This window comes from Streptomyces xylophagus, assembly GCF_000716435.1.
Taxonomy (GTDB): Bacteria; Actinomycetota; Actinomycetes; order Streptomycetales; family Streptomycetaceae; genus Streptomyces; species Streptomyces xylophagus.
The window spans coordinates 751,788-774,595 of sequence record NZ_JNWO01000007.1; the positions used below are offsets into that span (position 1 = coordinate 751,788).

17 protein-coding genes and 1 pseudogene are annotated in these 22,808 nt (G+C 70.0%); 13 read left to right on the forward strand and 5 right to left on the reverse strand.

Annotation, left to right across the window (positions count from 1 at the left end):
- The first annotated feature begins 27 nt into the window (after positions 1–27).
- The 3 genes from OO70_RS18330 to OO70_RS18340 all read left to right on the forward strand — a co-directional run bounded on the left by OO70_RS18330 (position 28) and on the right by OO70_RS18340 (position 3,984).
- Positions 28–1,479 carry an amidase gene (locus tag OO70_RS18330; RefSeq protein WP_043671661.1) on the forward strand — a complete coding sequence of 484 codons (1,452 nt, stop codon included), beginning with the start codon at positions 28–30 and terminating at the stop codon, positions 1,477–1,479.
- Between the two features lie 55 nt (positions 1,480–1,534).
- The gene (locus OO70_RS18335; protein WP_043671663.1) at positions 1,535–2,980 is read left to right on the forward strand and encodes an FG-GAP-like repeat-containing protein; all 1,446 of its coding nucleotides are present in this window, start codon (positions 1,535–1,537) and stop codon (positions 2,978–2,980) included.
- 125 nt (positions 2,981–3,105) lie between these two features.
- Positions 3,106–3,984: a helix-turn-helix transcriptional regulator gene (locus tag OO70_RS18340; RefSeq protein ID WP_051741347.1), complete on the forward strand. Its 879-nt coding sequence runs from the start codon at positions 3,106–3,108 to the stop codon at positions 3,982–3,984.
- 12 nt (positions 3,985–3,996) lie between these two features.
- Here the strand turns inward: OO70_RS18340 and OO70_RS18345 are convergent, their stop codons facing one another.
- A complete protein-coding gene (locus OO70_RS18345) occupies positions 3,997–4,461 on the reverse strand; it encodes a MarR family winged helix-turn-helix transcriptional regulator (protein ID WP_043671667.1) in 465 nt (154 codons plus the stop codon).
- 194 nt (positions 4,462–4,655) lie between these two features.
- On the opposite strand from OO70_RS18345, the gene OO70_RS18350 reads away from it, so the two are divergent.
- The 3 genes and pseudogenes from OO70_RS18350 to OO70_RS18360 all read left to right on the forward strand — a co-directional run bounded on the left by OO70_RS18350 (position 4,656) and on the right by OO70_RS18360 (position 6,860).
- Positions 4,656–5,495, forward strand: a complete 840-nt coding sequence (locus OO70_RS18350; RefSeq protein WP_043671670.1) for an SDR family NAD(P)-dependent oxidoreductase — start codon at positions 4,656–4,658, stop codon at positions 5,493–5,495.
- Positions 5,479–6,242: pseudogene (locus OO70_RS18355) on the forward strand (SDR family oxidoreductase). The gene OO70_RS18350 and the pseudogene OO70_RS18355 overlap by 17 nt, the downstream one beginning before the upstream one ends.
- 66 nt (positions 6,243–6,308) lie before the next feature.
- Positions 6,309–6,860, forward strand: coding sequence for an NAD(P)-binding domain-containing protein (locus tag OO70_RS18360; protein ID WP_043671673.1), 552 nt, complete (start codon positions 6,309–6,311; stop codon positions 6,858–6,860).
- A 22-nt stretch (positions 6,861–6,882) separates the two neighbouring features.
- On the opposite strand, the gene OO70_RS18365 is transcribed toward OO70_RS18360, so the two are convergent.
- On the reverse strand, positions 6,883–7,722 hold the full coding sequence (locus OO70_RS18365; protein WP_043671676.1) for a GntR family transcriptional regulator: 840 nt from the start codon (positions 7,720–7,722) through the stop codon (positions 6,883–6,885).
- A gap of 336 nt (positions 7,723–8,058) precedes the next feature.
- Here OO70_RS18365 and OO70_RS18370 point away from each other — a divergent pair, with 336 nt between their 5' ends.
- From OO70_RS18370 to OO70_RS18390, 5 genes are all read left to right on the forward strand, one after another.
- A complete protein-coding gene (locus OO70_RS18370) occupies positions 8,059–9,606 on the forward strand; it encodes a beta-N-acetylhexosaminidase (protein WP_043671678.1) in 1,548 nt (515 codons plus the stop codon).
- A gap of 67 nt (positions 9,607–9,673) precedes the next feature.
- Positions 9,674–11,125, forward strand: a complete 1,452-nt coding sequence (locus OO70_RS18375) for a cellulose binding domain-containing protein (RefSeq protein WP_043671681.1) — start codon at positions 9,674–9,676, stop codon at positions 11,123–11,125.
- Positions 11,126–11,192: 67 nt separating this feature from the next.
- Complete coding sequence (locus OO70_RS18380) at positions 11,193–11,858, forward strand: winged helix-turn-helix domain-containing protein (RefSeq protein ID WP_043671684.1); 666 nt, start codon at positions 11,193–11,195, stop codon at positions 11,856–11,858.
- Complete coding sequence (locus OO70_RS18385; protein ID WP_234336863.1) at positions 11,855–13,150, forward strand: sensor histidine kinase; 1,296 nt, start codon at positions 11,855–11,857, stop codon at positions 13,148–13,150. The genes OO70_RS18380 and OO70_RS18385 overlap by 4 nt, the downstream gene beginning before the upstream one ends.
- Entirely contained in the window at positions 13,147–15,072 is a 1,926-nt protein-coding gene (locus OO70_RS18390) for a glycoside hydrolase family 9 protein (protein ID WP_051741349.1), read from the forward strand. The genes OO70_RS18385 and OO70_RS18390 overlap by 4 nt, the downstream gene beginning before the upstream one ends.
- A gap of 12 nt (positions 15,073–15,084) precedes the next feature.
- Here the strand turns inward: OO70_RS18390 and OO70_RS18395 are convergent, their stop codons facing one another.
- On the reverse strand, positions 15,085–17,904 hold the full coding sequence (locus OO70_RS18395; RefSeq protein ID WP_043671690.1) for an alpha-L-rhamnosidase-related protein: 2,820 nt from the start codon (positions 17,902–17,904) through the stop codon (positions 15,085–15,087).
- A gap of 402 nt (positions 17,905–18,306) precedes the next feature.
- Between OO70_RS18395 and OO70_RS18400 the strand changes: the two genes are divergently transcribed.
- Both OO70_RS18400 and OO70_RS56045 read left to right on the forward strand, forming a co-directional pair.
- On the forward strand, positions 18,307–20,169 hold the full coding sequence (locus OO70_RS18400; RefSeq protein WP_051741350.1) for a glycoside hydrolase family 76 protein: 1,863 nt from the start codon (positions 18,307–18,309) through the stop codon (positions 20,167–20,169).
- Between the two features lie 94 nt (positions 20,170–20,263).
- The gene (locus tag OO70_RS56045) at positions 20,264–20,767 is read left to right on the forward strand and encodes an Atu4866 domain-containing protein (RefSeq protein WP_078651443.1); all 504 of its coding nucleotides are present in this window, start codon (positions 20,264–20,266) and stop codon (positions 20,765–20,767) included.
- Positions 20,768–20,816: 49 nt separating this feature from the next.
- Here OO70_RS56045 and OO70_RS18410 read toward each other — a convergent pair whose 3' ends face one another.
- Complete coding sequence (locus OO70_RS18410) at positions 20,817–21,851, reverse strand: type 1 glutamine amidotransferase family protein (protein WP_043671693.1); 1,035 nt, start codon at positions 21,849–21,851, stop codon at positions 20,817–20,819.
- 107 nt (positions 21,852–21,958) lie between these two features.
- Entirely contained in the window at positions 21,959–22,795 is an 837-nt protein-coding gene (locus tag OO70_RS18415; protein WP_043671696.1) for an oxidoreductase, read from the reverse strand.
- Positions 22,796–22,808: the final 13 nt, after the last annotated feature.

Below are 22,808 nucleotides of genomic sequence, written 5' to 3' on the forward strand. Positions count from 1 at the left end.
GTTCCGGAGGCCGGTACGTTCGGTTTCATGGAGTGGAACTCACAGTCGGCCGAAGAACTCGCCGCCGCCCTGCGCGCCGGTGAAGTGACCTCGGTGGAACTGACCGACGAGGCGATCACCCGCATCGAGCGGGACGACAAGGCGATCAACGCGATCTGCGTCCCCGACTTCGACCGCGCGCGGGCCGCCGCACACGATGCCGACCGGGCACGCGCCCGCGGCGAGGACCGGCCGCTGCTCGGCATTCCGGTGACGGTCAAGGAGTCCTTCAACATCGCGGGGCTGCCCACGACTTGGGGCATGCCGCAGCACCGGGACTACATGCCGGCCGAGGACGCGGTGCAGGTGTCCCGGCTCAGGGCGGCGGGCGCGGTGGTGCTCGGCAAGACCAACGTGCCCTTGGGACTGCAGGACGTGCAGAGCTTCAACGAGATCTACGGCACCACCAACAACCCCTGGGATCACGGCCGTACGGCGGGTGGCTCCTCCGGCGGATCGGCGGCGGCCCTGGCGTGCGGGTTCGGCGCGCTGTCGATCGGCTCCGACATCGGCGGTTCGCTGCGCACCCCCGCGCACTTCTGCGGCGTCTACGCCCACAAGCCGACGCTCGAACTGGTGGCGCCCCGCGGCTCGGTGCCGCCCACCGTGCCGGCCTGGCCGGTCGCCTCCGACCTCGCCGTCGTCGGTCCGATGGCACGCACCGCCCGCGACCTCACGCTCCTGCTCGACGTCATGGCCGGACCGGATCCGCTGACGCTCGGTGTGGCGTACGAGTTGAGGCTGCAGCCCGCGCGCCACGAGCGGCTCGGCGACTTCCGGGTGCTGGTCCTCGACGAGCACCCGTTCATTCCGACCGGGTCCGCCGTGCGGGCGGGTGTGCAACGCGTGGCCGACGCGCTGGCCGACGGCGGCGCGCGCGTCGAACGGCACAGTCCGCTGCTGCCCAGCATCTCCGAATCGGCGTTGGTCTACACGCAGTTGTGGTTCGCGGGAGTCGGCGCACGTTTTCCCGCCGAGACCTACGAGCACCTGCGGGGCCTCGCCGCCGGACTGAGCGCGGACGACCGGAGTCTCCATGCGGCGCGGCTACGGGGCCTTGTGTCGAGTCACCGCGACTGGGCCGAGGCGAACAACCGCCGCGAACTCCACCGCCAGGGCTGGCGTCAGTTCTTCGCCGAGTTCGACGCCGTGGTGTGTCCGATCACGCCCACGCCCGCGTTCCCGCACGACCACAACCCGGATTCGACCACACGCCTGCTCGACATCGACGGCGTCGCGTACCCGTACCTCGACCAGCTCGTCTGGGCCGGTGTGGCCACCATGCCCGGTCTGCCCGCCACCGCGGTGCCGACGGGCCTCTCCCCCGAGGGCCTGCCGGTGGGAGTACAGCTCATCGGGCCGATGTTCGAGGACCGCACCCCGCTGCGGCTGGCCGAACTGCTCGAGGAGCGGATCGGCGGGTTCCAGGCACCCAAGTAGGGGCGGGCTCGCCAAGGCATGGTTCGGTTGCGTCCTCGGGTGAGAGGAAGGTCGTATGTCCGGTCGCGTCCGCTCGGCACTCGCCGCACTGGTCACCGTCGGCGTGCTCGCCGCCCTCTCCTCGTGCGGGGCCGGGTCCCCCGGCAAGGCCAAGCCCTCCGGGGCCGCTGGGCACATGGCCTCCGTCGGCGCGGACTTCAACGGCGACGGTTATGCGGACCTGGCGGTCGGGGCCCCGTATGCCACCGTCGACGGACGGAACGAGGCCGGGTACGTGGCCGTCATGTACGGCTCCGCGCACGGGCTGTCCACCGCGCACCGCACGATCATCAACCGGGCCACACCGGGGACGTACGGCGGCCCGAAGATCGTCAGCATGTTCGGCGCGGAGCTGGCCAAGGGCGACCTGGACGGTGACGGATACGCCGACCTCGTCGTCGGCACGATGCCGAACACGGGGATGGTCGTCGCGTGGGGCGGCAGGCAGGGCCTGTCCTCGCCGACCGAACTCCCGCACCCCGGAACGCTGTCCGCAGTCGGCGACTTCAACGGCGACGGCCACCTCGACCTGGTGCTCTTCGCCACGGCCCACAGCCTCGACGACGGTCCGTCGGGCACCACCGAGACCGTCTGGTACGGCCCGATCTCCCGAGCCGCTAAGCCCTCGGTGACGTCCACGCTCACCACCCCCTCCGACTCCGTCTACCAGGTGGACAAGGCGGTCAGCGGCGATGTGAACGGCGACGGGCGCGCGGACCTGGCCGTCGTCGCGGGCACCAGCTCCGGCACGACGGGGTTCCGCACCGACCTCTACCTGGGCAGTGCGGCGGGACTGCGGCGCGCTCCCGACCGGCATGTCCCGCAGGGCAACGACGTGGCCCTCGGCGATGTCAACGGCGACGGCTGCGCCGACGTCGTCACGGCCGGCGCCAAGAAGCAGCAGGTCGTCATCGGCTACGGCTCGAAGGACGGGGTGGCGCCCGCGTCCCGCTGGACGACGATCACTCGCGATACGCCCGGCATACCCGGCCGGGCGACCGACGACTTCGCATCCGACGTGGCCGTGGGCGACGTCACGGGCGACGGCGTCGACGACATCGCGGTGGGCGCCACCAGAAAACGGGTCGGCAAGGTGGCGAACTCGGGTGCCGTCCTCCTGTTGCGAGGCCGTCATGGCGGGGTCACCGGCTCCGATGCCCAGGAGTTCACCCAGGACACGCCCGGCGTGCCCGGCAGCGCCGCGCGGCACGACTACTTCGGGGACTACTTCGGGGAGACCGTCCAGCTGCTCGACGTGAACGGCAACGGCCACGCCGACCTCGCCGTCTCCGCGTCCAAGAACCTCGCCGGCGACCCCTCGCCCAGGAACTCCGGGGAGGGCACCGTCTGGCTGTTGCGCGGCCGCCCCACCGGACTGACCTCCGACGCGGCCCTCGCCTTCGGCCCCAGGACGATCGGCGCGCCTTCCTCGGGCGCCCACTTCGGCCTCTCCCTCGGGTGACCGGCGACCACCGGGGACAAGGGCCCGGTCGCGGTCCCGGCGGTAGCGGGCTCGCACCATCCTGGGAGTAATGCACCCACCGTCGGCAGAACTTCTCCCGGTCCTTTCCGCCTAGCCTCGACGGTATGTACGACGACACGCGCCCCGGCCCGGTGGAAGGGCTGGGTCAGTTCCTCCGCTCCCGCAGGGAACGCGTCAGCCCCGCCGAAGTGGGACTGTCCGGCTCCGGCCGCCGAAGGGTGCCCGGACTGCGCCGCGACGAGGTCGCGACGCTCGCCGGAGTCAGCCCGAGCTACTACAGCCGACTGGAACAGGGCCGTGAACTCAGCCCCTCCGTGCGGGTGTTGGAGTCCATGGCCCGAGTGCTGCGACTGCAGGAGGACGACCGGCGCGAGCTGTTCCGACTGGCGCGGCCTACGACCCGTCGTACGAAGTCGCCCTCGCGGGTCGAGCGGGTGCGCCCGCATCTGCGGCAGCTGATCGAGAGCTGGACCAGGACGCCGGCCTTCATCGTCGGCCACGCCCAGGACCTCCTCGCGACCAACGCCCTGGCCGACGCCCTCTACCGGGACTTCGCCCAGCGCGACAACGTGCTGCGCATGCTGTTCCTGGACCCGGCGGCGAAGGTGTTCTACCGGAGCCCGGAGCGGGCGAAGCAGCGCGCGGTCGCCGATCTCCAGCAGACCGCCGCGCGCACCCCCCAGGATCGCCGCATCCTGGAACTCGTCGGTGAACTGTCCGTCCGCAGCGGCGAGTTCCGCTCGCTGTGGGCCCGCGAGTACCACCGGGTCCCGCCCTACGAGGTCAAGCGGATGCGCCATTCCGTGGTGGGCGACCTGGAGTTGCGGCACGAGGCCCTCACCATCCGCAGCGCTCCGGGGCAGCAGCTCATCATTCTGCAGGCGGAGCCGGACTCCCCCTCGGCGGACGGCCTGGCCCTGCTGGATACGCTCGGCGCGCCCGAGGTGCCGCACCAGCAGAATCCGGCACCCGGCGCCCGGTAGAGACCTGAGCCGTTATCGGGAATTCCTCTCGACAGCGCCCAGTATTCGGTCCAGGACATCGCCGAAAATACGCACTTCGTCGGGTGTCAGCGGGTCGAAAACAAGCTGCTGGACATTCTCCGCGTGTGCGGGTGCGGCGGCCTCGATCGCTTCCCGGCCCTTTTCCGTGAGGCGCACCATGGAGCCGCGGGCGTCGTCGGCACAGGCCTCACGCGTGACGAGGCCACGCTTCTCCATACGGCTGATCTGATGGGACAGCCGGCTCCGCTCCCAGCCGACCTCGGCTCCCAACTCCCGTGCCCGCAGCACACCGTCCGGGGACTCCGACAGGGGTGCCAGCAGGGCGTAGTCCGCCGCTGAGAGACCCGAATCCCGCTGCAACTGCTGGTCCTGTGCCCGTTGCAGTTCGCGGCGCACTCTCCGGTACTTCGCCCAGACCTCGGACTGGTCGGGGGTGAGCCATCGGGGTTCGGACATGCGCTCACCGTACCAGGTTGTTGACATGTCACCGACTTCACGGACCGGACCTACGGGCCCGCACCCGTTCCTGGGTGTGGGACTCCCAGGAAAACCGCTGCCTTCATAGCGCCGTCGTGGCGGGACAGACTCATTCACGTCCACAGGAAATCAGGAAATCCCTCACAAGGGGAAGCGACGAAAGAGGTTTTCCCATGGCCACCTGGTTTGTCACCGGCGCCTCCCGCGGAATCGGCGCGGAAATCGCCCGGGTCGCGCTTTCGGGCGGTAACAATGTCGTGGTCGCCGTACGGAATCCGGAGCGGGTGCCGGACGACCTGAAGAACTCCGACCAGGTGTTCGCGGTCGCCCTGGACGTCACGGACAACGACAGCATCCCGCAGGCGGTCGACGCCGCCGTGCAGCGGTTCGGCGGTATCGACGTCCTGGTGAACAACGCCGGCCGCGGTCTGCTCGGCGCGTTGGAGGAGATCACCGACGCGGAGGCGCGGTCGCTGTTCGACCTCAATGTCTTCGGCCTGATCAACGTCACCCGCGCGGTCCTGCCCGTCATGCGCGAGCAGGGTGCGGGCAAGCTCGTGCACATCGGCTCCCGCTCCGGCTTCGAGGGCGAGCCCGGCGTCAGCCTGTACAGCGCGTCGAAGTTCGCGGTCGCCGGTATCAGCGAGGCGCTCTCCGCCGAGATGGCGCCGTTCGGCATCCAGTCGATGGTGGTCGAACCGGGCGTCTTCCGCACCGACTTCCTCGACTCCAGCTCGCTCTCGGTGGCCGCGCACCGTATCGCCGAGTACGACGACACCCCGGCGCACGTGACGCTCGACTGGATCGACCGGGCCAACCACGCGCAGCTCGGCGACCCCGTCCGGGGCGCGGCGCTCATCGTCGAGGTCGTCGGCACCGAGAAGCTGCCCACGCACCTCTACCTGGGGCGCGACACCCTGGAGCGGCTGGAGGTCAAGTACCGGCAGGTGCAGGACGACCTGGCTCCGTGGCGCGAGAAGTCCGCAGCGACCGCGCATGACGACGACGCCTGACGCGCCGCACCACCCGACACATCGCCTGACACATCGTCAATCACCGTTCACATCCTCACCGTTCGCATCAAAGAGATCGAGGTTCTGTGATGTCCGCTGCTGCTCTGCTCACCGGTACTCCCCTGTCCGCGGCACCGCGCTCGCCCTGGCCGTCGACGTCACCGACCGTGCCGCCGTCCAGGCCGCGGCCGATCAGGTCGCCGAGCACTTCGGCAAGGCCGACCTGGTGTTCAACAACGCCGGGGTCCAACTCATCTCGGGCATCGAGGAGTTGAAGGTCGACGACTGGCAGCGCCAGATCGACCTCAACATCAGCGGGCTGATGAACGTCATCGCGGCCTTCCTCCCCCATCTGACCGACTCCGCCGCCGCGGGCAGGCCCGCCGACCTGATCAACACCTCGTCGATCGCGGCCACCCGCATCCTGACGAAGTTCTCGATCTACTCCGGCACCAAGGCGTACATCAGTTCACCCGGCTGCTCCGGGTCGAGCTGGGCCCGAAAATGGTCCGCGTGGCCACCATCGAGCCCGGCATGGTCGACACCGAACTCCCCGACCACGTCACGGATGTCGACGCGTCGAAGCTGATGGCCGACCTCATCAATGACATCGACGTCCTCCAGAGCGCCGACATCGCCGAGACCATCGCCTTCATGGCCGCGGTGCCGCGCCACGTCAACCTCACCGAGATCACCATCCTGCCCACCGCGCAGGCATCTGAGCTCCGCCCCGCCGCCATTGATTGACACGACAACATCCGTGATGTTTTGTTGATACGTCATCGAAACTCCCGGCAGGCCGGAGGGCCCGACATGAACATCACGGTGATCGGACGAGGACACGTCGGCGGCGGCCTGGCCCGCCTGTGGGAGAAGGCCGGGCACGAGGTCAGGACGCTGGGCCGCGACGGCGGTGACGCCTCGGACGCGGACGTGGTGGTCGTGGCCGTCCCCGGCAACCTCATCGCCGAGGCGCTGCGGGGCGTCACCGGACTGAACGGCCAGGTGACCATCGACGCGACCAACCTCTACTCGGAGCGCGACCCCGCCTTCCCCTCGCTCGCACACCAGGTCAAGTCGATCGTCGGCGGTCCGACCGCGAAGTCGTTCAACACGGTGTTCGCCGCCGCGTACGACCGGATCGGGACCCAGCGAGTGACCCCGAGCAACCTTTACGCCGCCGAACCGGCCGCGCAGTCCGTGACCGCCCAGCTCATCACCGACGCCGGCTTCGACCCGGCCTACATCGGCGACCTCGACCCGGGCGCCCGACTGCTGGAGGACAGCTCCGGCCTGGCCCGAGCGCTGGCGGGACAGTTCGGCGGCCCGTACTTCTACCGGTACGGGCGGCCCGGGGAGCTGTAAGTACGGGCGGGCCGGGGGCACTTCACGTAGCCGCCTGAATGTCCCCCCGCGTGGACGACGCGATGGTGTCGCGGTGGGCGAAGTCGCCCGGGGGGATGCCGGGGTGGTGGCCGAGCGGGGACGAGGGAGCCGTGACCGAGGGGCCGAGGGTGAGGCGGGAGACGATGCGGTAGCGGTCGCCCCGGTAGATCGAGTGGACGTACTCCACGGGTCGGCCCGTGGTGTCCGAGGTGAGGCGTTCGAAGAGCAGGGCCGGGGAGAGTTCGGGGACGTCGAGGAGTTCGGCCTCGGCCCGGGTGACGACGGTCGGCTCGATCGCCTGGACGGCCTCCTGGACATGAACGCCGTGCTGCTCCCGCAGGTGTTCGTACAGGTCGCCCGCCTCCAGTTCGCGGGCGGACAGCGTGGGGACCAGGTCGGCCCTGATGTGCAGGTGCTCGATGGCCATCGGGGCGCCGTCGACCAGGCGCAGCCGCGCCACGTACACGATCTCGGCGGCGGGCGAGAGACGCAGGCGGCGACCCACGCGGGCGCCGGCCGGGATCGTGGTGAACTCCAGCAGTCGGCTCGACCAGGCGCCGGAGGCCTGGGGTGCCGTCATGGTCTGCTCGCCGGAGACGAGTTCCTGGGTGATCTTCTCGGGCGCCACGAACATGCCGCGCCCGTGTTCCCGTACCAGCAGCCCCGCGGCCACGAGTTCGTCCACCGCTGCGCGCAACGTCGGGCGGGACACGCCCAGTTGGGAACAGAGGACGCGCTCGGAGGGGATCGCGTCCCCCGGGTGGTGCGATTCGACGAGATCGAGGATGAAGTCGCGGACCCGCTCCCGCTTGAGCACCGCGCCTGGCGCGTCGGCCTTCATGTCGTACTCCTCATGCGCGGAGTCCCTGGTTAACCACTTGACCAGTTGACCACGGGGCGCCCGCAATCGCCCTGTTGACCCGGGCAGTGTAACCACCACCCGGCGGCGATCCTCCGCATCCCGAGCGACCAGCATGCCAAGTCCCCTTTCGACAGAGGGGGTTGACGCCCACATTGGTCTATGCCACCTTCGTCCTCACATCGAGAGGTGAGCTGTCCAGTGGGCTTCACTGGTCAGGTGGTCAGGTACCCGTTCATGCCGTCCCGAGGTGAACCTCCCCAAGCACCCCCACAGGCCCCCGCCCTGTCCCGTCCCGTCCCGTCCCGGAGACGATCCATGCCCGCACAGCAGTCCGTGCTCACTCTCGTCCCCCGCCCCACCAAGTCGGCGGTCCGGCCGGGGCAGTTCACGCTCGACGCCGGTACCGCACTGCGCATCGGCGCGGGCGCCGAACCGGCCGCGGACCTGCTGCGCACCCTGCTCGCCCCCGCCACCGGACTGCCTCTACCGGCCTCCCCGGACGGGCAGTTCACCCTCACGCTCGACCCCGGTCTCGCCGGCCTCGCAGGTCTGGGCGAGGAGGGGTACGGGCTCACCGTCGCCCCGCACGCCGTACTGCTGCGCGCCGCGCACCTCACCGGACTGCTCCGCGGTATCCAGACGGTCCGTCAACTCCTGCCCCCGCAAGCCCTGTCGGAGAGCCCGCAGCGCGATACGCCGTGGCTGCTGCCGTGCGTCGAGATCACCGACCTGCCCCGGCACACCTGGCGCGGCGCGATGCTGGACGTGGCCCGGCACTTCCAGCCCGTCTCCTATCTGCGCCGGTACGTCGACCTGTTGGCCCTGCACAAGATCGGCGTGTTCCATCTGCATCTCACGGACGACCAGGGCTGGCGCATGCCGGTGTCCGCGTATCCCAAGCTCACCGAGATCGGCGGCCACCGCGCCGAGTCGCAACAAGGCCCCGCCGGGAGCGACTTGTACGACGGCGTCCCGCACGGCGGCTCGTACACGCGCACCGAACTCGCCGACCTGGTTGGTTACGCGGCCGCTCGCGGGGTGACCGTCATGCCGGAGATAGAGATGCCCGGGCATGTGCGGGCCGCCCTCGCCGCCTACCCCGAACTGGGCAACCACCCGGAGCGCACCCTCGACGTCTGGACCCGCTGGGGCGTGTGCGACACCGTTCTCGGTGTCCACGACGAGGTACTCGACTTCTGCCGTACGGTCCTCGACGAGGTCATGGACGTCTTCCCCTCGCCGTATATCCACGTCGGCGGCGAGGAGTGCCCCACCGCAGAGTGGACGCACAGCCCCGCCGCACGCGAACGAGCCGTGGCGCTGGGCCTGTCGAGCCCGGCCGCCCTGCACGGCTGGTTCCTCGGGCGTATCGGCGAGTTCCTCATGCGGCACGGGCGGCGTCCGGTCGGCTGGGCCGAGACCGGTGCCGAACTGCCCCTGGACTTCACGGTGATGACCTGGCGCGACGCGGCACACACATTGCGGGCGGCCCGTCGCGGCCAGCCGGTCGTCAGCGCCTACCACCGGGCGACCTATCTCGACTACGCCCAGTCCGAGGACCCGAGCGAGCCCCCGGCCCAGCCCGGAGACGTGGTCGATCTGCGTGCCGTCCACGCCCACGACCCCGTTCCCGAGGACGCGGACGCCCAGGCGGCCCGTCAAGTGTTCGGCACCCAGGCCCAGTTGTGGACCGAGTTCGTCACGACGCCCGAGCGCATCGAGTACCTCACCTATCCACGCCTGTGCGCCCTGGCCGACCGCGCCTGGAGCGGCGCGACCGACTGGGCCGACTTCCGTTCCCGGCTCGACGCGCACACGGCCCGCCTCGACGCGCTCGGCGTCCGGTACCGCCCCCTGACCTGACCCGTCCCCCGTACCGCCCCGACCTGTCCCGTTCCGGAATCACCCCACCTTTCTGGAGAGGCCCGACATGAGTCACACCAAGAGACACGACACGAGGTTCGCGAAGACCAGGCTGCGCGCCACCGCCTCCGCAGCCGTCGCGGTGGCCCTGGGCGCCGCCGCCCTCACCGCCATGCCGTCCACCGCGAGCGCGGCCGGCGACGGGCTGAGCGTCCAGTACCGCACGAGCGCCACGGGCGCTACCGCCGACCAGTCCGAGCCGTGGTTCAAGGTGAAGAACACCGGCTCCACGACTGTGCAGTTGAGCGGCGTCAAGCTCCGCTACTACTTCAAGTCCGACTCGGCGAGCGCGAGTTACCGTTTCGCGTGTTCCTGGGCCGTCAAGGGCTGCGCCAACATCACGGGCACCTTCGGCACCCTCGCCAACCCGACGGCCACGGCGGACCGTTACCTGGAGATCGGCTTCACCTCCGGGGCCGGCAGCCTCGCGCCGGGCGCCGACACCAGTGACATGCAGCTGCGCTTCTACCAGTCGACCTGGCAGACCCTGACCCAGAGCGACGACTACTCCTTCGGCGCCTCGCAGACGTCGTACGGCGACTGGTCGAAGGTGACGGCGCAGCTGTCCGGCGCCACCCTGTGGGGCACGGCCCCCGCGGGCAACGACCCGACGAACCCGCCCACCGACCCGCCAGCCGATCCCCCGGCCACCGGCGCCACCCTGTTCGACGACTTCAACTACAGCGCCTACAACGACCCGAAGATCGCTGCGCACGGCTGGAGCGTCCGCTCCACCTCCGGAGGTCCCGGTGTCTCCGGTGCCACCTGGGCACCCGGCAATGTCACGTTCGCCACCAGCAGCGGCAACTCCGTGATGAACCTGGAGACTTCGACGGCCGGCACCGGTGACACCACCAAGCAGACCGAAGTCGTCACCAACACAAGGAAGTTCAAGAACGGGACCTACGCGGCCCGCGTCAAGTTCAACGACGCGCCCAAGTACGGCCCGGACGGCGACCATCTCGTCCAGACGTTCTTCACCATCAACGACCTCACGGCCCCGCTGGCGGACGACTACTCCGAGTACGACTTCGAGTACCTGCCCAACGGCGGCTGGGGCGAGACCTCCAACATCCTGTACACGACGTCCTGGGAGACCTACCAGGCCGACCCGTGGATCGCGGTCAACCAGCACACCGAGGGCCGGCAGAGCTACAACGGCTGGCACGACCTGGTACTGACCATCGACAACAACAACATCAAGTACTACATCGACGGCCAGCTCTTCGGCACCCACGACGCCGCGTACCTGCCGGAGCGGCCCATGTCGATCAACTTCAACCAGTGGCTGATCGACTTCGGCGGCCTGACCAGCTCCACCGCGCGTGCCTACGACGAACAGGTCGACTACGTCCTGCACGTCAAGGACCAGGTCCTCACCCCGGCGCAGGTGGCCGCCAAGGTCGCGGCGTACCGGGGCGCGGGTACGACGTTCGAGGACACCGTGCCCAGCAGTTGATCACGCGGCCCGCCGTCGCCCGGGGCCTGTCCGGCATGATCCGCCGGACAGGCCTAAGCTCCGGGCCATGCGCGTAATGGTCTTGGAGGACGACCCCGAGCTGGGGCCCGTCGTCGCTGATCGGCTGCGAGGCGCGGGGTTCGCGGTGGACCTCGCGCGGACGCTGGCCGAGGCGGATCTCAAGCTCTCCGTCAATCGCTACGACTGTGTCGTGGCCGACCGCTCGGTCCCGGACGGCGACTCCCTCACGCTGCTCGCCGCGCGGCGCCGGGCGGGCTCGGTGCTGCCCTTCCTGCTGCTGACGGCGCTGGACGCGGTGAGCGACCGGGTGGCCGGCTTCGAGCACGGCGCGGACGACTACCTGGTCAAACCGTTCGCCTTCGCCGAACTCGTCGTACGCGTAAGGGCGTTGTGCCGCAGGGAGCAGCCCGCGCGACCGTCGGTCCTGCGGGCGGGTGACCTGGAGGTCGATCTGCCACGGCGCCGGGTGACCCGGGCCGGGGTGCTGCTCAGCCTCTCGGCCAAGGAGTTCGCGGTGCTCGAACTGCTGATGCTGCGCGCTGGCGAGGTCGTCACGCGCAGCGAGCTGATCGAGAGCTGCTGGGACGAGGCGAGCGAGCCGATGTCCAATGTGGTGGACGTCCTGATCGGGCAGTTGCGCAGGCGACTCGGGCCGCCCGATCCGATCGCGACCGTCCGCGGAGTCGGCTATCGCCTGGGCGGCGACGCGTGAAGGGCCGTGCCCCGTCGCCCGCCGTCGCCCGGCTGCGGCGCACCCGCCGTCTGATGACCCTCCTGTTCGCCTCGACGACCGCGGCCTGTCTCGTCGTACTCGCCGTGGTCGCCATCCGTATCGACTCCGCGTCCCGCCGCTCCGGCCTCGACCACGAGGTCGGCAGCCGCGCTGCGGGCCTTTCGCGGGCGGTCTGGTTCGACGCGGGGGTACTGCACCTGGAGCCGCTCCGCGAGGACGAACTCGCCCAGGGCGCACAGGCGTTGGCCGTCCTGCAAGCGGCCCCCGGGAAGGCACCGACGCTGCGGAACGTCGTCCCCGGACGCTCCTCGCTGCCCGAGCAGGACCGGCTGGACGAGGTCTGGCGGAGTGTCCTGGACGAGCAGGAGACCGTCCTCGTCAGCGCGCCCGCCGCCGAGGGCGGGCGGCTGCGGTGGGCGGCGGCTCCGGTCTGGGACGGAGACCGGGTCGGGGCAGCCGTACTGGTCGGCACCGAGCTGGCGCGCAGCGAGCGCGATCACGACCTCCTGGTGCGCTGGCTGGCGCTCGGCTGTACGGCGCTGGTGTGCTGCGCGGCGGCCGTAGGACATCTGCTGTCGGGCCGGGCGATGCGTCCTGCTCTGCGCGGGCTGGGGCAGCAGGAGCAGTTCCTGGCCGAGGCGGCGCACGAGCTGCGTACACCACTGGCCACCTTGCGGCTCGTGGTGGAACGGGGTGGCTCGTCCGACGAGGCGCTACGGCTGGTGGACCGGCTGAGTCGGCTGGTCACCGGGCTGCTGGCCAGGGCGCGGCTGGAGTCGGGTGCGCAGCGGGTGGAGTTGGTGCCGTTGCGGCTGGATCAGCTGGTGGAGACCACGGTCGAGGAGTTGCCGGACCACGAGAGTGTCACGGTGACGTCCGAGCCGGTGGTGGTGCTGGGCGATCCGGATCTGCTGGCGCAGGCGGTACGGAATCTGGTGGAGAACGCCCAGCGGCACGGGGGCCCGGCCGGGTCGCCGGTGGAGGTCGCCGTCACGCCGGGGCTGGTCACCGTCCGCGACCACGGGACGGGGGTGCCCCTCGCGGACCGGGAGCGCGTCTTCGCCAGGGGTGTCACCGGGGACTCGGAAACCGCTCCGGGCACGGGCGCGGGCCTCGCCATCGTCCGCTGGGTCGCCGACCTGCACCACGGTTCCGCCCGTCTCACAGACGCTCCCGGCGGCGGCCTGCTCGCCGAACTGCGACTGCCCACGGACGTGCCCCCGGCATCCTCATCCTCATCTCATGAAGGCCCCGGCACCGTGGGCGCATGAACGCAATGCGCAGCCCAGCAGTGCTGGTCACCACCGCCGCCGCGAGCATCGGCGCCGTGCTCGTCGCCATGAATTTCTACGGCGGGGCCGCCACCCCGTCCGCTTCCGAGGCGGTCGTCCGGGTCGACCAGGTCGGCTATGTGCGCGGCGAGACGAAGCAGGCGTACGTCATGGGGCCCTCGCGGGCACTCGCGGGGGCGCGCTTCAAGGTCGTCGACGCGAAGGACAGGGTGGTCACGGCGGGCAGGCTCGGTGCCGTCACCGGTCACTGGAACGCCAAGTACCCGTCCGTGCGGACCGTCGACCTCTCCGCGCTGAACACCCCCGGCACCTACCGCGTCGTCCTGACCGGCACCGCCGCCGGCCGCTCCCCCGCCTTCCGGATCGCCGACGCGAGCGAGCTGATGACCCCGCTGATCCGGGACAACGTCCGTTTCCTGCAGGCGCAGCGCGACGGAGCCGACGTGCTTCCCGGTGCCCTCGCTCACGGCCCTTCCCATCTCGCCGACGAGCACGCGACCGTCTACGCCGACCCGCACTACGACGAGGAGGGCGAGAAGCTGCTGGACAAGCGGCTGACCCCGACCGGTGACAAGGTCGACGTCTCGGGCGGCTGGTTCGACGCCGGGGACTTCCTCAAGTTCACCGGCACCACCTCCTACTCGACCGCCGAACTCCTGCTCGCCGAGCGGGACTTGCCGGACGAGGCCGGGCTGTCCGCCGAGGCCGACCACGGCCTGGCATGGCTGGACAAGATGTGGGACGGGGACAGCGGGACGCTCTACGCCCAGGTCGGCATCGGCGCGGGCAACGACGCCGTACGGACGGATCACGACGTGTGGCGACTGCCGGAGGCCGACGACCGCCTCGATGTGTCGCCCGGCGACCCGGACTACACGATCAAGTACCGGCCGGTGTTCCGCGCGAACGCACCCGGCGAGCCGATCACACCCAGCCTCGCGGGACGGGTGGCCGCGGTCTTCGCTCTCGCCGCACAGCGCGCGGCCGACACGGACCCGGACGAGGCACGGGAGTGGCTGGACAAGGCCGCCGCCGTCTACGACCTGGCCGACACCGACCACGATCCCGACGAGCCGCTCGTCACCGCCTTCCCGAGCGGCTTCTATCCCGAGGACTCGTGGCAGGACGACATGGAGTTCGCCGGCGCCGAACTGGCCCTGGCCGCAGGACAGTTGGGCGACGACCGGGAGGGCGACTGGACCGCCGACGCGGCCCGCTGGGCCCGCGCCTACCTGGACTCCGACGTCAAGGGCACCCTGAACGTCGCGGACGTCAGCGCCCTGGCCCACGTCGACCTGGCCACGGCCTTGGACGGCGCCCGCAGCAACGGCATCGGGGCCGCGGACCTGTACAAGGACCTGCGGCGCCAGTTGGAGGACGGGGTCGATCGCGCGGGGCACGATCCGTTCGGAGCCGGCGCGGTCTACGACGACTTCGACGCCGTACCGCACACGTTCGGCCTGGTGGCCACCGCCCGCCTCTACGCCAAGGCGACCGGGGACACGCGTTACGCGGCGTTCGCCGGGCGGCAGCGGGGCTGGGCCCTCGGCGCCAACCCCTGGGGCACGAGCTTCATGATCGGTGCCGGTGAGGTCTACCCGCACTGCCCGGAACACCAGTTGGCCAACCTCCGGGGCAGCCTCGACGGGAAGGGTGCGATCCTGCGGGGCGCGGTGGTCAACGGCCCCAACGCGGCAGCGAAACTGACCGACTTGAACGGCTTCCCCACCATGAAGAAGTGCACCGCCGCCCCACCGACCGGAGCCTGGACCGACTTCGACGGCAAGGGCGCACGGTACGTCGACGACGTGGGCGCCTGGCAGACCGTGGAACCCTCGCTGGACTTCACGACGACGGCACTGCTGGCCTTCGCTCTGACAGCGCAGAACGAAGGCCAGTAGTCCCGGTGTTCGTCAGGGCGTGAGGTAGCAGGACTTGCTCACATTGGGTAGCGGGTCGGAGCCGAAGGCGGCCGTCGTGCAGGCCGCGCCGCCCGTGAACGCCTTGTAGAGGAAGCGGCCCCGGGCGCCGTAGGCGACGGTCTGCTGTCCGCTGAAGCTACAAGTACCGCCTTCCGCCGAGCAGTTGGTGGCGTAGCCGGGCGGGCCGCCGGTGGCGGTGTAACAGGCCTTCGACTCGCCCGGGATCGGGTCGCCGAACGTGGCGTCGGTGCAGGCGGTGTTGCCGGTGGCGGTGGCCGTGGTGAACGCTCCGTAGGCGCCGTACATCACCGGCTGGCCCGCGGCTGCTGAGCAAGTGTCGTTCTGGTCGGCGCACTTGGTCCAGCCTCCGGCCGGGGCGCCGGCGGGCGGTAGGTAGCAGGACTTGGCGACTCCGTCGATGGGATCGCCGAAGTGTGCGTTGGAGCAGTCGACGGAGCCGTTGGTGACCTGGTGGACGAAGTTGCCGTTGGCGCCGTAGGCGACGTCGCGGTTGTAGCCGGGCACGGCGCAGGTGCCGCCCTCGGCCGCGCAGGCGGTGTATCCGGGCGGGCCGCCCGCGTCGGCGACGTAGCAGGACTTGACGAGGTTCGTCGCCGGGTCGCCGCCGAAGGAGTCGTTGGTGCAGGCGGTGCTGCTGGTCACCGTCTTGTACGTGTACGTCCCGGCGCCGTAGGCCACCGAGCGGGTGCCGCTGAAGGAGCAGGTGCCGCCCTCGCCCGCGCACCGGGTGTAGCCCGCGCGCAGGGCGCCGGTGCCGGGGTCGGCGGGCGGCGACGGGTTGCCGAGGCCGGTGGCGGACACGTTGTAGCTGCCGGGGGCGACGCCGGTGAGGTAGACGTAGGTGTCGTCCTGGCTGCCGCCGGTGATGCCGGAGGTGGGTGTGAAGGTGCCGTTGCTCCAGACCGTGGTGCCGTTCACGGACACGGTGATGTTGCCGCCCAGCTTGGGGACGCCGATGCGGCCGGTGCTGCCGGACGGGCTGGTCAACTGCGCCGAGTAGGTGCCGGCCGACGGGTTGCGGGACCAGGACGCGTTGATCGCACCCTGGGGCATGGTGATGCGGCCCTCGGCGCTGGTCAGGTCGCCGGGGTGCGGGACGAAGCGGTACGCGCCGGTCGACGACTCGGGCGCGGTGCCGAGCACGTCGAAGGTGAGCGTGGAGGTGGGCGCGGTGGACCAGCCGTGGGCCAGGCTCATGAACGAACCGCCGTACGCGAGGCCGCCGTCGGCCTTCACACCTTCCCAGAACGTGCTCTTGGTGCCGATGTCACTGTCGAGCATGTGGCCCCAGGTGCGGCGGATCTGGTCCAGCGCGGTGTAGTCGTCGTTGGCGGTGAAGCGCGCGTTCAGCTCCATGCCGCCGGCGAACGGCGAGACGTTGCCGCCCCATTCGGGCGTGGTCGGGCCGTAGATGCCCCAGTTGTTGCCGAGCCCCGCGATGATGCTCTTCGACTTGGCCGTGGAGTCGCTCAACCCGTACCAGACGGCGAGGGAGTTGCCGTCCTGCGGGTACAGCCCGCTGGTGGGGTTGTCCTTGTACATGCCCTTGGAGGCGTCCCACAGCAGGGAGTTGGCGGCGGACTTGATGGCGGCCGCCTTGCTGTTCCAGGTCGCCGCGAGGGTGCTGTCGCCCTCGACCGTGGCGAGCGTGGCGCCGCCTTTGAGGGCGCCGTACAGCAGCGCGTTGGCGGAGATGTTCTCGCCGCCCTGGCCGACCCGGGCCCAGTCCTGGGTGCGGGTCACGTTGAGGAGGTTGTTGCCGTCGATCTTGTTGGTGATGAAGGCCATGCCCCGCTTGTAGTTGGACCATTCGGAGTCCAGCCACGACCGGTCTGCGGTGTACGTGTAGTACGTGGACGTCCCCAGCAGGGTCCACGTGTGGTAGGTGTCCGAGCCGGTGAGGTTGAACGGCGGCCCGGACCACGGGATTTCGCCCGCGGCCGACTGCGCGTTGTACATCGTGGTCAGCGCGTTGCGGGTCGAGGTGAGGTCGTTCGAGTACGCGTACTGCGTGGGGACGGCGATGCCCATGTCGCCGGGCCACACCGTGCGGTCGCGCTTCGCGCCGTCCACCAGCACGGAGTCACCTACGCCGACAGTGGCGCTGTTGTCCCATGCCGACGTGGGCGGGGGCCAGGCGCGGCCCTGGTTGGAGGCGATCGTGTTCAACTGCACGGTGTACGCCCCGGCGTACCAGATGCGGTTGAGCAACTCGTCACTGGAGGAGAAGTAGTTGGCGTAGTCGGCCGGGTTGGTCTTCCCCGGAGCGGCGGTGAAGTTGAGGCTGACGCCGTTGAGGTCCACCCAGCCCGAGCTGTCGAGGAAGACCGTCAAGTAGCGGAATCCGCCCCGGAGTTGGGCGGTGGGCACGGTGTACGTGCCGTTGGCGGAAGGCGTCGCGTAGAGCGCGCCGTCCTCGCCGTCCCGGCCGCTGCTGCGGTCGCTGTTGTTGCCCACGTACAGCGACGACTCGCTGAAGGCCAGGCCGACGCGTTGGCCGCTGGAGCTGGTGCTGCCGAATGACAACGTTACCAAGCCGCCGACTTCTTTCCCGAAGTCGAGCGTGACGGCCGACTGCGCACCGGAGATCCGCGTCGACTGTCCGTTCAGGACGTTCGTCGGGTTCGCGACGATGCCGGCGGTGCGGTAGATCGCGGTCGGCTTGAGGGTGCGCGAGGTCGGCGAGTAGTTCAGGGCGTCAAGTGCAGCCCGGGGGCTGGGCGTTGCGGTCGCCGGCGCCGCGCCTGCGGACAGGGCCGGGGCCACGGCCAGCGCGGCGGCCACCGCCATGGTGAGCCCGACTAGGCGGCCCGGTCTGGGCGTTCGGTTCTGCGATGGCCTGCGGCGGCGCATGAGTGCCTCCCGGATCGGTGGGGGAACCAGCCGCTCAACTGGACAACCAGGTGCATGAATCGATTCAAAACGATCGACCACGGAGGCCTGGAGCCTGAGGAGCAACGGGTACGCGAGATGACTCGCCAAAGTTCGGACCGATGATGGGCGCCGGAAAACCGGGTGTCAAGCCGTCGCGGCAGCCTTCAACTCCTGTGAAAAAACCGCCCCTTGCGGCATTGACAGGCTCACGCCGAGCCGGTTCACTGCCTCCGAGACGGGTACAGGTATGGACCATTGATCCAGTCCTGAATCCATTCACGACCGGCGTCCCCCATCGTGAAATCGAGGCGAGTTCCGGTGTCCCTACGCAGCTTCGACATCGTTGTCAGACCACGGTTCCTCAGCTTTCTGCTGACGGCCGCCCTCGCGTTCGTGGCGCTGGTCCCGGCCGCGACGCCGGCGTCCGCCGCCACCCAGGTGTGCGTCCTGGCCTGCGACACGCTGGACCCGTCGCAGGCACGGCAGGAGACGTTTCCAGTGCCGGACAGGATTCTCAACGGCCGGCGCGTCCAGCTCCATGTGTCCGACGCGGACGACATGGCGTGGGCCAGCATCGACAACGGCACGACCGGCGACTCGGTGTGGCTGGACCGTTCCTGGGACGGCGGCGCCACGTGGGACGGCCTGCTCGGCAAGGCGAGCATCCCGAGCACGTGGACCGGCACCAGGACCCTGATGTACAACATCACCGACCCGCGCAACCACAAGCGCGGCCTCGTCCGGGCCTGCGGCGACGCGGCCGGGGTCGGCTGCACGAACTGGGTCTACCCCACGGTCTGCGACACCGTGTGCGACGGCACGAGCGCGGGCCAGGCGGCCGGCGACGAGCAGCCGATCCCGTCAACGACCCTGTACGGCCGCACAATTCGGCTGCACGTCGACCAGAAGAACACGGCGGCCTGGGCGAGCATCGACACCGGTGGCGCCGGTGACGAGATCTGGCTGGACCGTTCCTGGGACGGCGGTTCGACCTGGCCGGACGGTTCCTCCCTCGGCCGTACGAGCACCCCGTCCGGAGCGACCACCACCCGTACGGCGATGTACGCGACCCGCGATCCGCGCGGTCTCCTCTACGGCGGCGCGGTCCGCGCCTGCGGCCGGGAGGCGAGCCACAACGAGGGCAGTTGCACCGCGTGGTACCGGCCCGTGCCGACCAGGGCGCGTGCGGCGGCGGACGCGCTGATGACGTCGTACGACCCCTACAACGGCTGGTGGCCCAGCAGTTGGTGGAACTCGGCGGCGACCCTCACGTCCGTCATCGACTTCGCGAAGACGACCGGCACGCACGACTACGACTGGGTCATCGCCCGCACCTTCGACCAGAACAAGGGTGTCTTCGCGGCCGGGACGCGCAGTTCGGACGCGATCGAGGGCGACTTCATCAGCCGGTCGATCGACGACTCGGGGTGGTGGGCGATCGCGTGGATCGACGCGTACGACTACACGCACGACGCGCGGTATCTCAACGAGGCTGTCACCATTGCCAATTACGTCCAGCAGTACTGGGACACCGGCACCTGTGGCGGCGGCGTGTGGTGGGACCGTGAGCGGACCTACAAGAACGCGGTGACGAACGGGCAGTACCTGTGGCTGACCACCGCGCTGCACCAGCGCATCGCCGGTGACACCGTGTGGCTCCAGCGGGCGAGGACGTCGGCCGCCTGGTACAAGGCCAGCGGGATGATCAACTCCTCGGGTCTGGTGAACGACGGGCTCTCCTCGTCCTGCGTCAACAACGGCTCCACCGTGTGGAGTTACAACCAGGGGTTGGCCATCGGCGCCTTCACGGAGCTGTGGAAGACGACCGGAGACAGCTCGCTTCTCACCACGGCGCGCACTCTGGCGGACGCGGCGATCAGCAGTCCGACGCTGACCTCCGGCGGAGTGCTCACCGAGTCCTGCGACGTCGGCTCGGCGTCCTGCGACGACAACCAGAAGCAGTTCAAGGGCATCTTCATGCGGAACTTCGCCGACCTCACGCAGGCCACCGGCTCCACCACCTACCGGAACTACATCCAGAAACAGGCCGACACCCTGTGGGCACAGGACCGGACCTCCCTCAACGCCCTCGGCGAACGCTGGGCGGGCACCAGCCCGAACCAGTTCGACTGGCGTACGCAGGCCAGTGCGCTGGGAGCGCTCACCGCGGCTGCGGGCTGACCTCCTAAGGGTGGGTGCGGGACACCTGGGTGGACGGCGGCCTGGTTGCGCTCCTCGGGCGCGACCAGGCTTGCCGTGAAGCAGCCACCCACCCGTGGACACCGTCGCCCTGGTGGGCGGGCGCGGCCGGCGCTCCGAGTACGTCGCGACGCTGACGCCGGGGAACACCGGCGACCTCCTCGTCGTACCGGACGAGTTCGCTCCGGACGTGGCGGGCGCGCAGGACACGCTGCTGACGCGCCCCGAACAGGTCCGCGCCCTGGTCGCGGCCGGCCAGCCGGTGCTCTGGGCCGGTACGGACGCCCCCGGTCGGCCCACCGCGCCCGAGGCGGGCGTCCCCGCCACCCAGGACCTCACCGGCAACCCGCGCGTCGGCGTCTGGATCGACGAGAACGACTTCCTGCACCAGGAGTTGACCGCCGACGGCCGCTACGACGAGACCCGGGGCGGCCGCCCGCACGCCTACGAGGGCCGGTACTGGATCGGCGGCGATCGCATCGACTACCTGGACGACCTCGGCTTCTGGGCCTTCGGGGAGTTCCGGGGCGAGGAGTTGCGTCACTCGGGGTATGCGATGCGGCTCGGGGTACGGGCGTAGGGCCTCTCCCCTGATGGTGATGGCCGGTGGACGTGATGGCCGGGTGCAACTACCGCGTGCGTGAAGGGGAGTTGCGCGCCCGGTCGCGCACGATCTCGGCGAGACGGGTGGCCTGCTCGTCCACGGCTTGGGGGCCGTTGCCGGTCAGCAGGGAGTGGTCGGCGTCCCAGATCACCTTGGGGGCCGAGGGGTTGAGGGTGAGGTTGACGTCGTAACCGGCCTCCTTGAGGGCCACGTCGACGTAGAACTGCAGGCGTGTGCGTTCGCCGGGCACCTTCGGGTAGTTGAACGCGAGCACGGTCTTTTCGCCGTACTTGGCCACGGTGGTGATCCGTGCGCCCTTGAAGGCGTGGTCGGGATCGGTCGTGACCTTCCCGTCGCCGTCGACCCGGTGGCGCACCGAGGTGAGGGCGATCGGGGCATGGCAGATGAGGGATATCGGGACGTCCACCTCGCGGAGCGTGTGGAGCAACTCCCCCATCCACGGGTTGTCGTGGAAGTCGACCATCGGTGCGTGTCCGCCGGGCATGTGCACAAAGGCGAGGTCTGCCAGCGAGAAGCCGGAGGCGGGGTCGCGGTGCCGTTCGATCAGCTGCTGGATGGACAGGTACTCGCGCTGCGGCAACGCCTCGAAGCCGGCGACGACATCACCTCGGACGGAGACGGCCTCCGCGTCCGTCCTGGGCAGCGCCTCGGAGACCGGGATGCGGCCGAGGAACCTGCGGGCGAGGGCGAGTTCGGTCTCACGGCGCTTGACGAGGTCCGGATTCTTCTCCCGCAGCTTCTCGGGGCCGAACCGCTCGACTCCGCTCTGCACGGTGGTCCGGGCGGTGGCGAGACCGAGGCTGCCGCCCCCGTGGAAGTTGAGAGCGAGTCCGTTGACGTCGAGCTGCGGCGGCCGGCCGTCCGGCGTGGCCAGGACGAAGTCGTAGTCCTTCTCGAACTGCGCCATCACGGCGGCGAGTTCGACGAGGAAGAACCCGATCGGTAGTCCGGGGTGGCCGACGGGCTCGCTCAGCGGGAGCACGCGTGCCGACGACAGGACGATCAGGGCCTTGGGGCGAGGGGCGGTGGATTCAGTCATGGTCTTTCCTCTTCTTCGGAGTCGGTCCCGGATTCTTCGGAGTTGGTTCCGGAGTCTTCTGAACTGGTCTCGGATTCCTCGGAGTTGGTCTCAGAGCGGGGAGGCGCTCACGCCGGCACGCCGGACGAGCGTTTGACGAGGGCGTCGAAAGTGCGGTCCGGCAACAGCCGGTTGAGGAAAATGAGGGGGCGCGCTCCGAAACCGACGCGGTAGCGGGTGCGCGGACGCCGGGCGGTCGCCGCCCTGGTCACCGCCTTGCCGATGACGGTGGCGGGTGAGGCCATACGGGTGCCTGGCCGCGAGCTTCGCTCCAGGGACTCGGCCATCGCGTCGGCCTGCTCGGCGTACGGTCCGCGGGAGGAGGTGGCACGCAGCCTGTCGGCCGCGATCGCGCCCCAGTCGGTCCGGATGGAGCCGGGTTCGATGAGTACGACGTCGATGCCGAACCGCCCGACTTCCAGGCGCAGCGCGTCGCTGAGGCCTTCGACGGCGTACTTGCTGGCGTGGTACCAGGCCCCCATGGGTGTGGCGAACCGGCCGCCCATGGAGCTGATGTTCACGATCGTGCCGCTGCGCTGGGCCCGCATGTGCGGCAGGACCAGCTGGGTCAGCCGCGCCAGGCCGAACACGTTCACCTCGATCTGTGCGCGGGCCTCCGCCATGGGAACGTCCTCCAGCGCGCCGTACGAGCCGTAGCCGGCGTTGTTGACGAGAACGTCGATGCGGCCCTCGGCCGCGATGATCTCGGCGACCGCGTCGCCGACCGAGCTCTCGCTGGTGACGTCCAGCGAGAGCGTGCGCACGCCCGACGCCGCCAGCCCGTTCATCCGGTCGGTGCGCCGGGCCGCGCCATAGACGATGAAGCCGGCCTGCTGAAGCTGTCGGGCGGTGGCTTCCCCGATGCCCGAGGAGGCACCGGTGACCAGGGCTACCTTTTTCGTCATGGTCATTCCTTGC

Excerpts from the sequence above, each read along its gene's own strand:
- OO70_RS18350 (WP_043671670.1), top strand. The coding sequence starts at position 4,656 with ATGGCCACCTGGTTTGTCACCGGCGCCTCCCGCGGAATCGGCGCGGAA.
- OO70_RS18360 (WP_043671673.1), top strand. The coding sequence starts at position 6,309 with ATGAACATCACGGTGATCGGACGAGGACACGTCGGCGGCGGCCTGGCC.
- OO70_RS18345 (WP_043671667.1), bottom strand. The coding sequence starts at position 4,461 with ATGTCCGAACCCCGATGGCTCACCCCCGACCAGTCCGAGGTCTGGGCG.
- OO70_RS18335 (WP_043671663.1), top strand. The coding sequence starts at position 1,535 with ATGTCCGGTCGCGTCCGCTCGGCACTCGCCGCACTGGTCACCGTCGGC.
- OO70_RS18370 (WP_043671678.1), top strand. The coding sequence starts at position 8,059 with ATGCCCGCACAGCAGTCCGTGCTCACTCTCGTCCCCCGCCCCACCAAG.
- OO70_RS18340 (WP_051741347.1), top strand. The coding sequence starts at position 3,106 with ATGTACGACGACACGCGCCCCGGCCCGGTGGAAGGGCTGGGTCAGTTC.
- OO70_RS18375 (WP_043671681.1), top strand. The coding sequence starts at position 9,674 with ATGAGTCACACCAAGAGACACGACACGAGGTTCGCGAAGACCAGGCTG.
- OO70_RS18380 (WP_043671684.1), top strand. The coding sequence starts at position 11,193 with ATGCGCGTAATGGTCTTGGAGGACGACCCCGAGCTGGGGCCCGTCGTC.
- OO70_RS18390 (WP_051741349.1), top strand. The coding sequence starts at position 13,147 with ATGAACGCAATGCGCAGCCCAGCAGTGCTGGTCACCACCGCCGCCGCG.
- OO70_RS18410 (WP_043671693.1), bottom strand. The coding sequence starts at position 21,851 with ATGACTGAATCCACCGCCCCTCGCCCCAAGGCCCTGATCGTCCTGTCG.
- OO70_RS18330 (WP_043671661.1), top strand. The coding sequence starts at position 28 with ATGGAGTGGAACTCACAGTCGGCCGAAGAACTCGCCGCCGCCCTGCGC.
- OO70_RS18365 (WP_043671676.1), bottom strand. The coding sequence starts at position 7,722 with ATGAAGGCCGACGCGCCAGGCGCGGTGCTCAAGCGGGAGCGGGTCCGC.
- OO70_RS18395 (WP_043671690.1), bottom strand. The coding sequence starts at position 17,904 with ATGGCGGTGGCCGCCGCGCTGGCCGTGGCCCCGGCCCTGTCCGCAGGC.
- OO70_RS18415 (WP_043671696.1), bottom strand. The coding sequence starts at position 22,795 with ATGACGAAAAAGGTAGCCCTGGTCACCGGTGCCTCCTCGGGCATCGGG.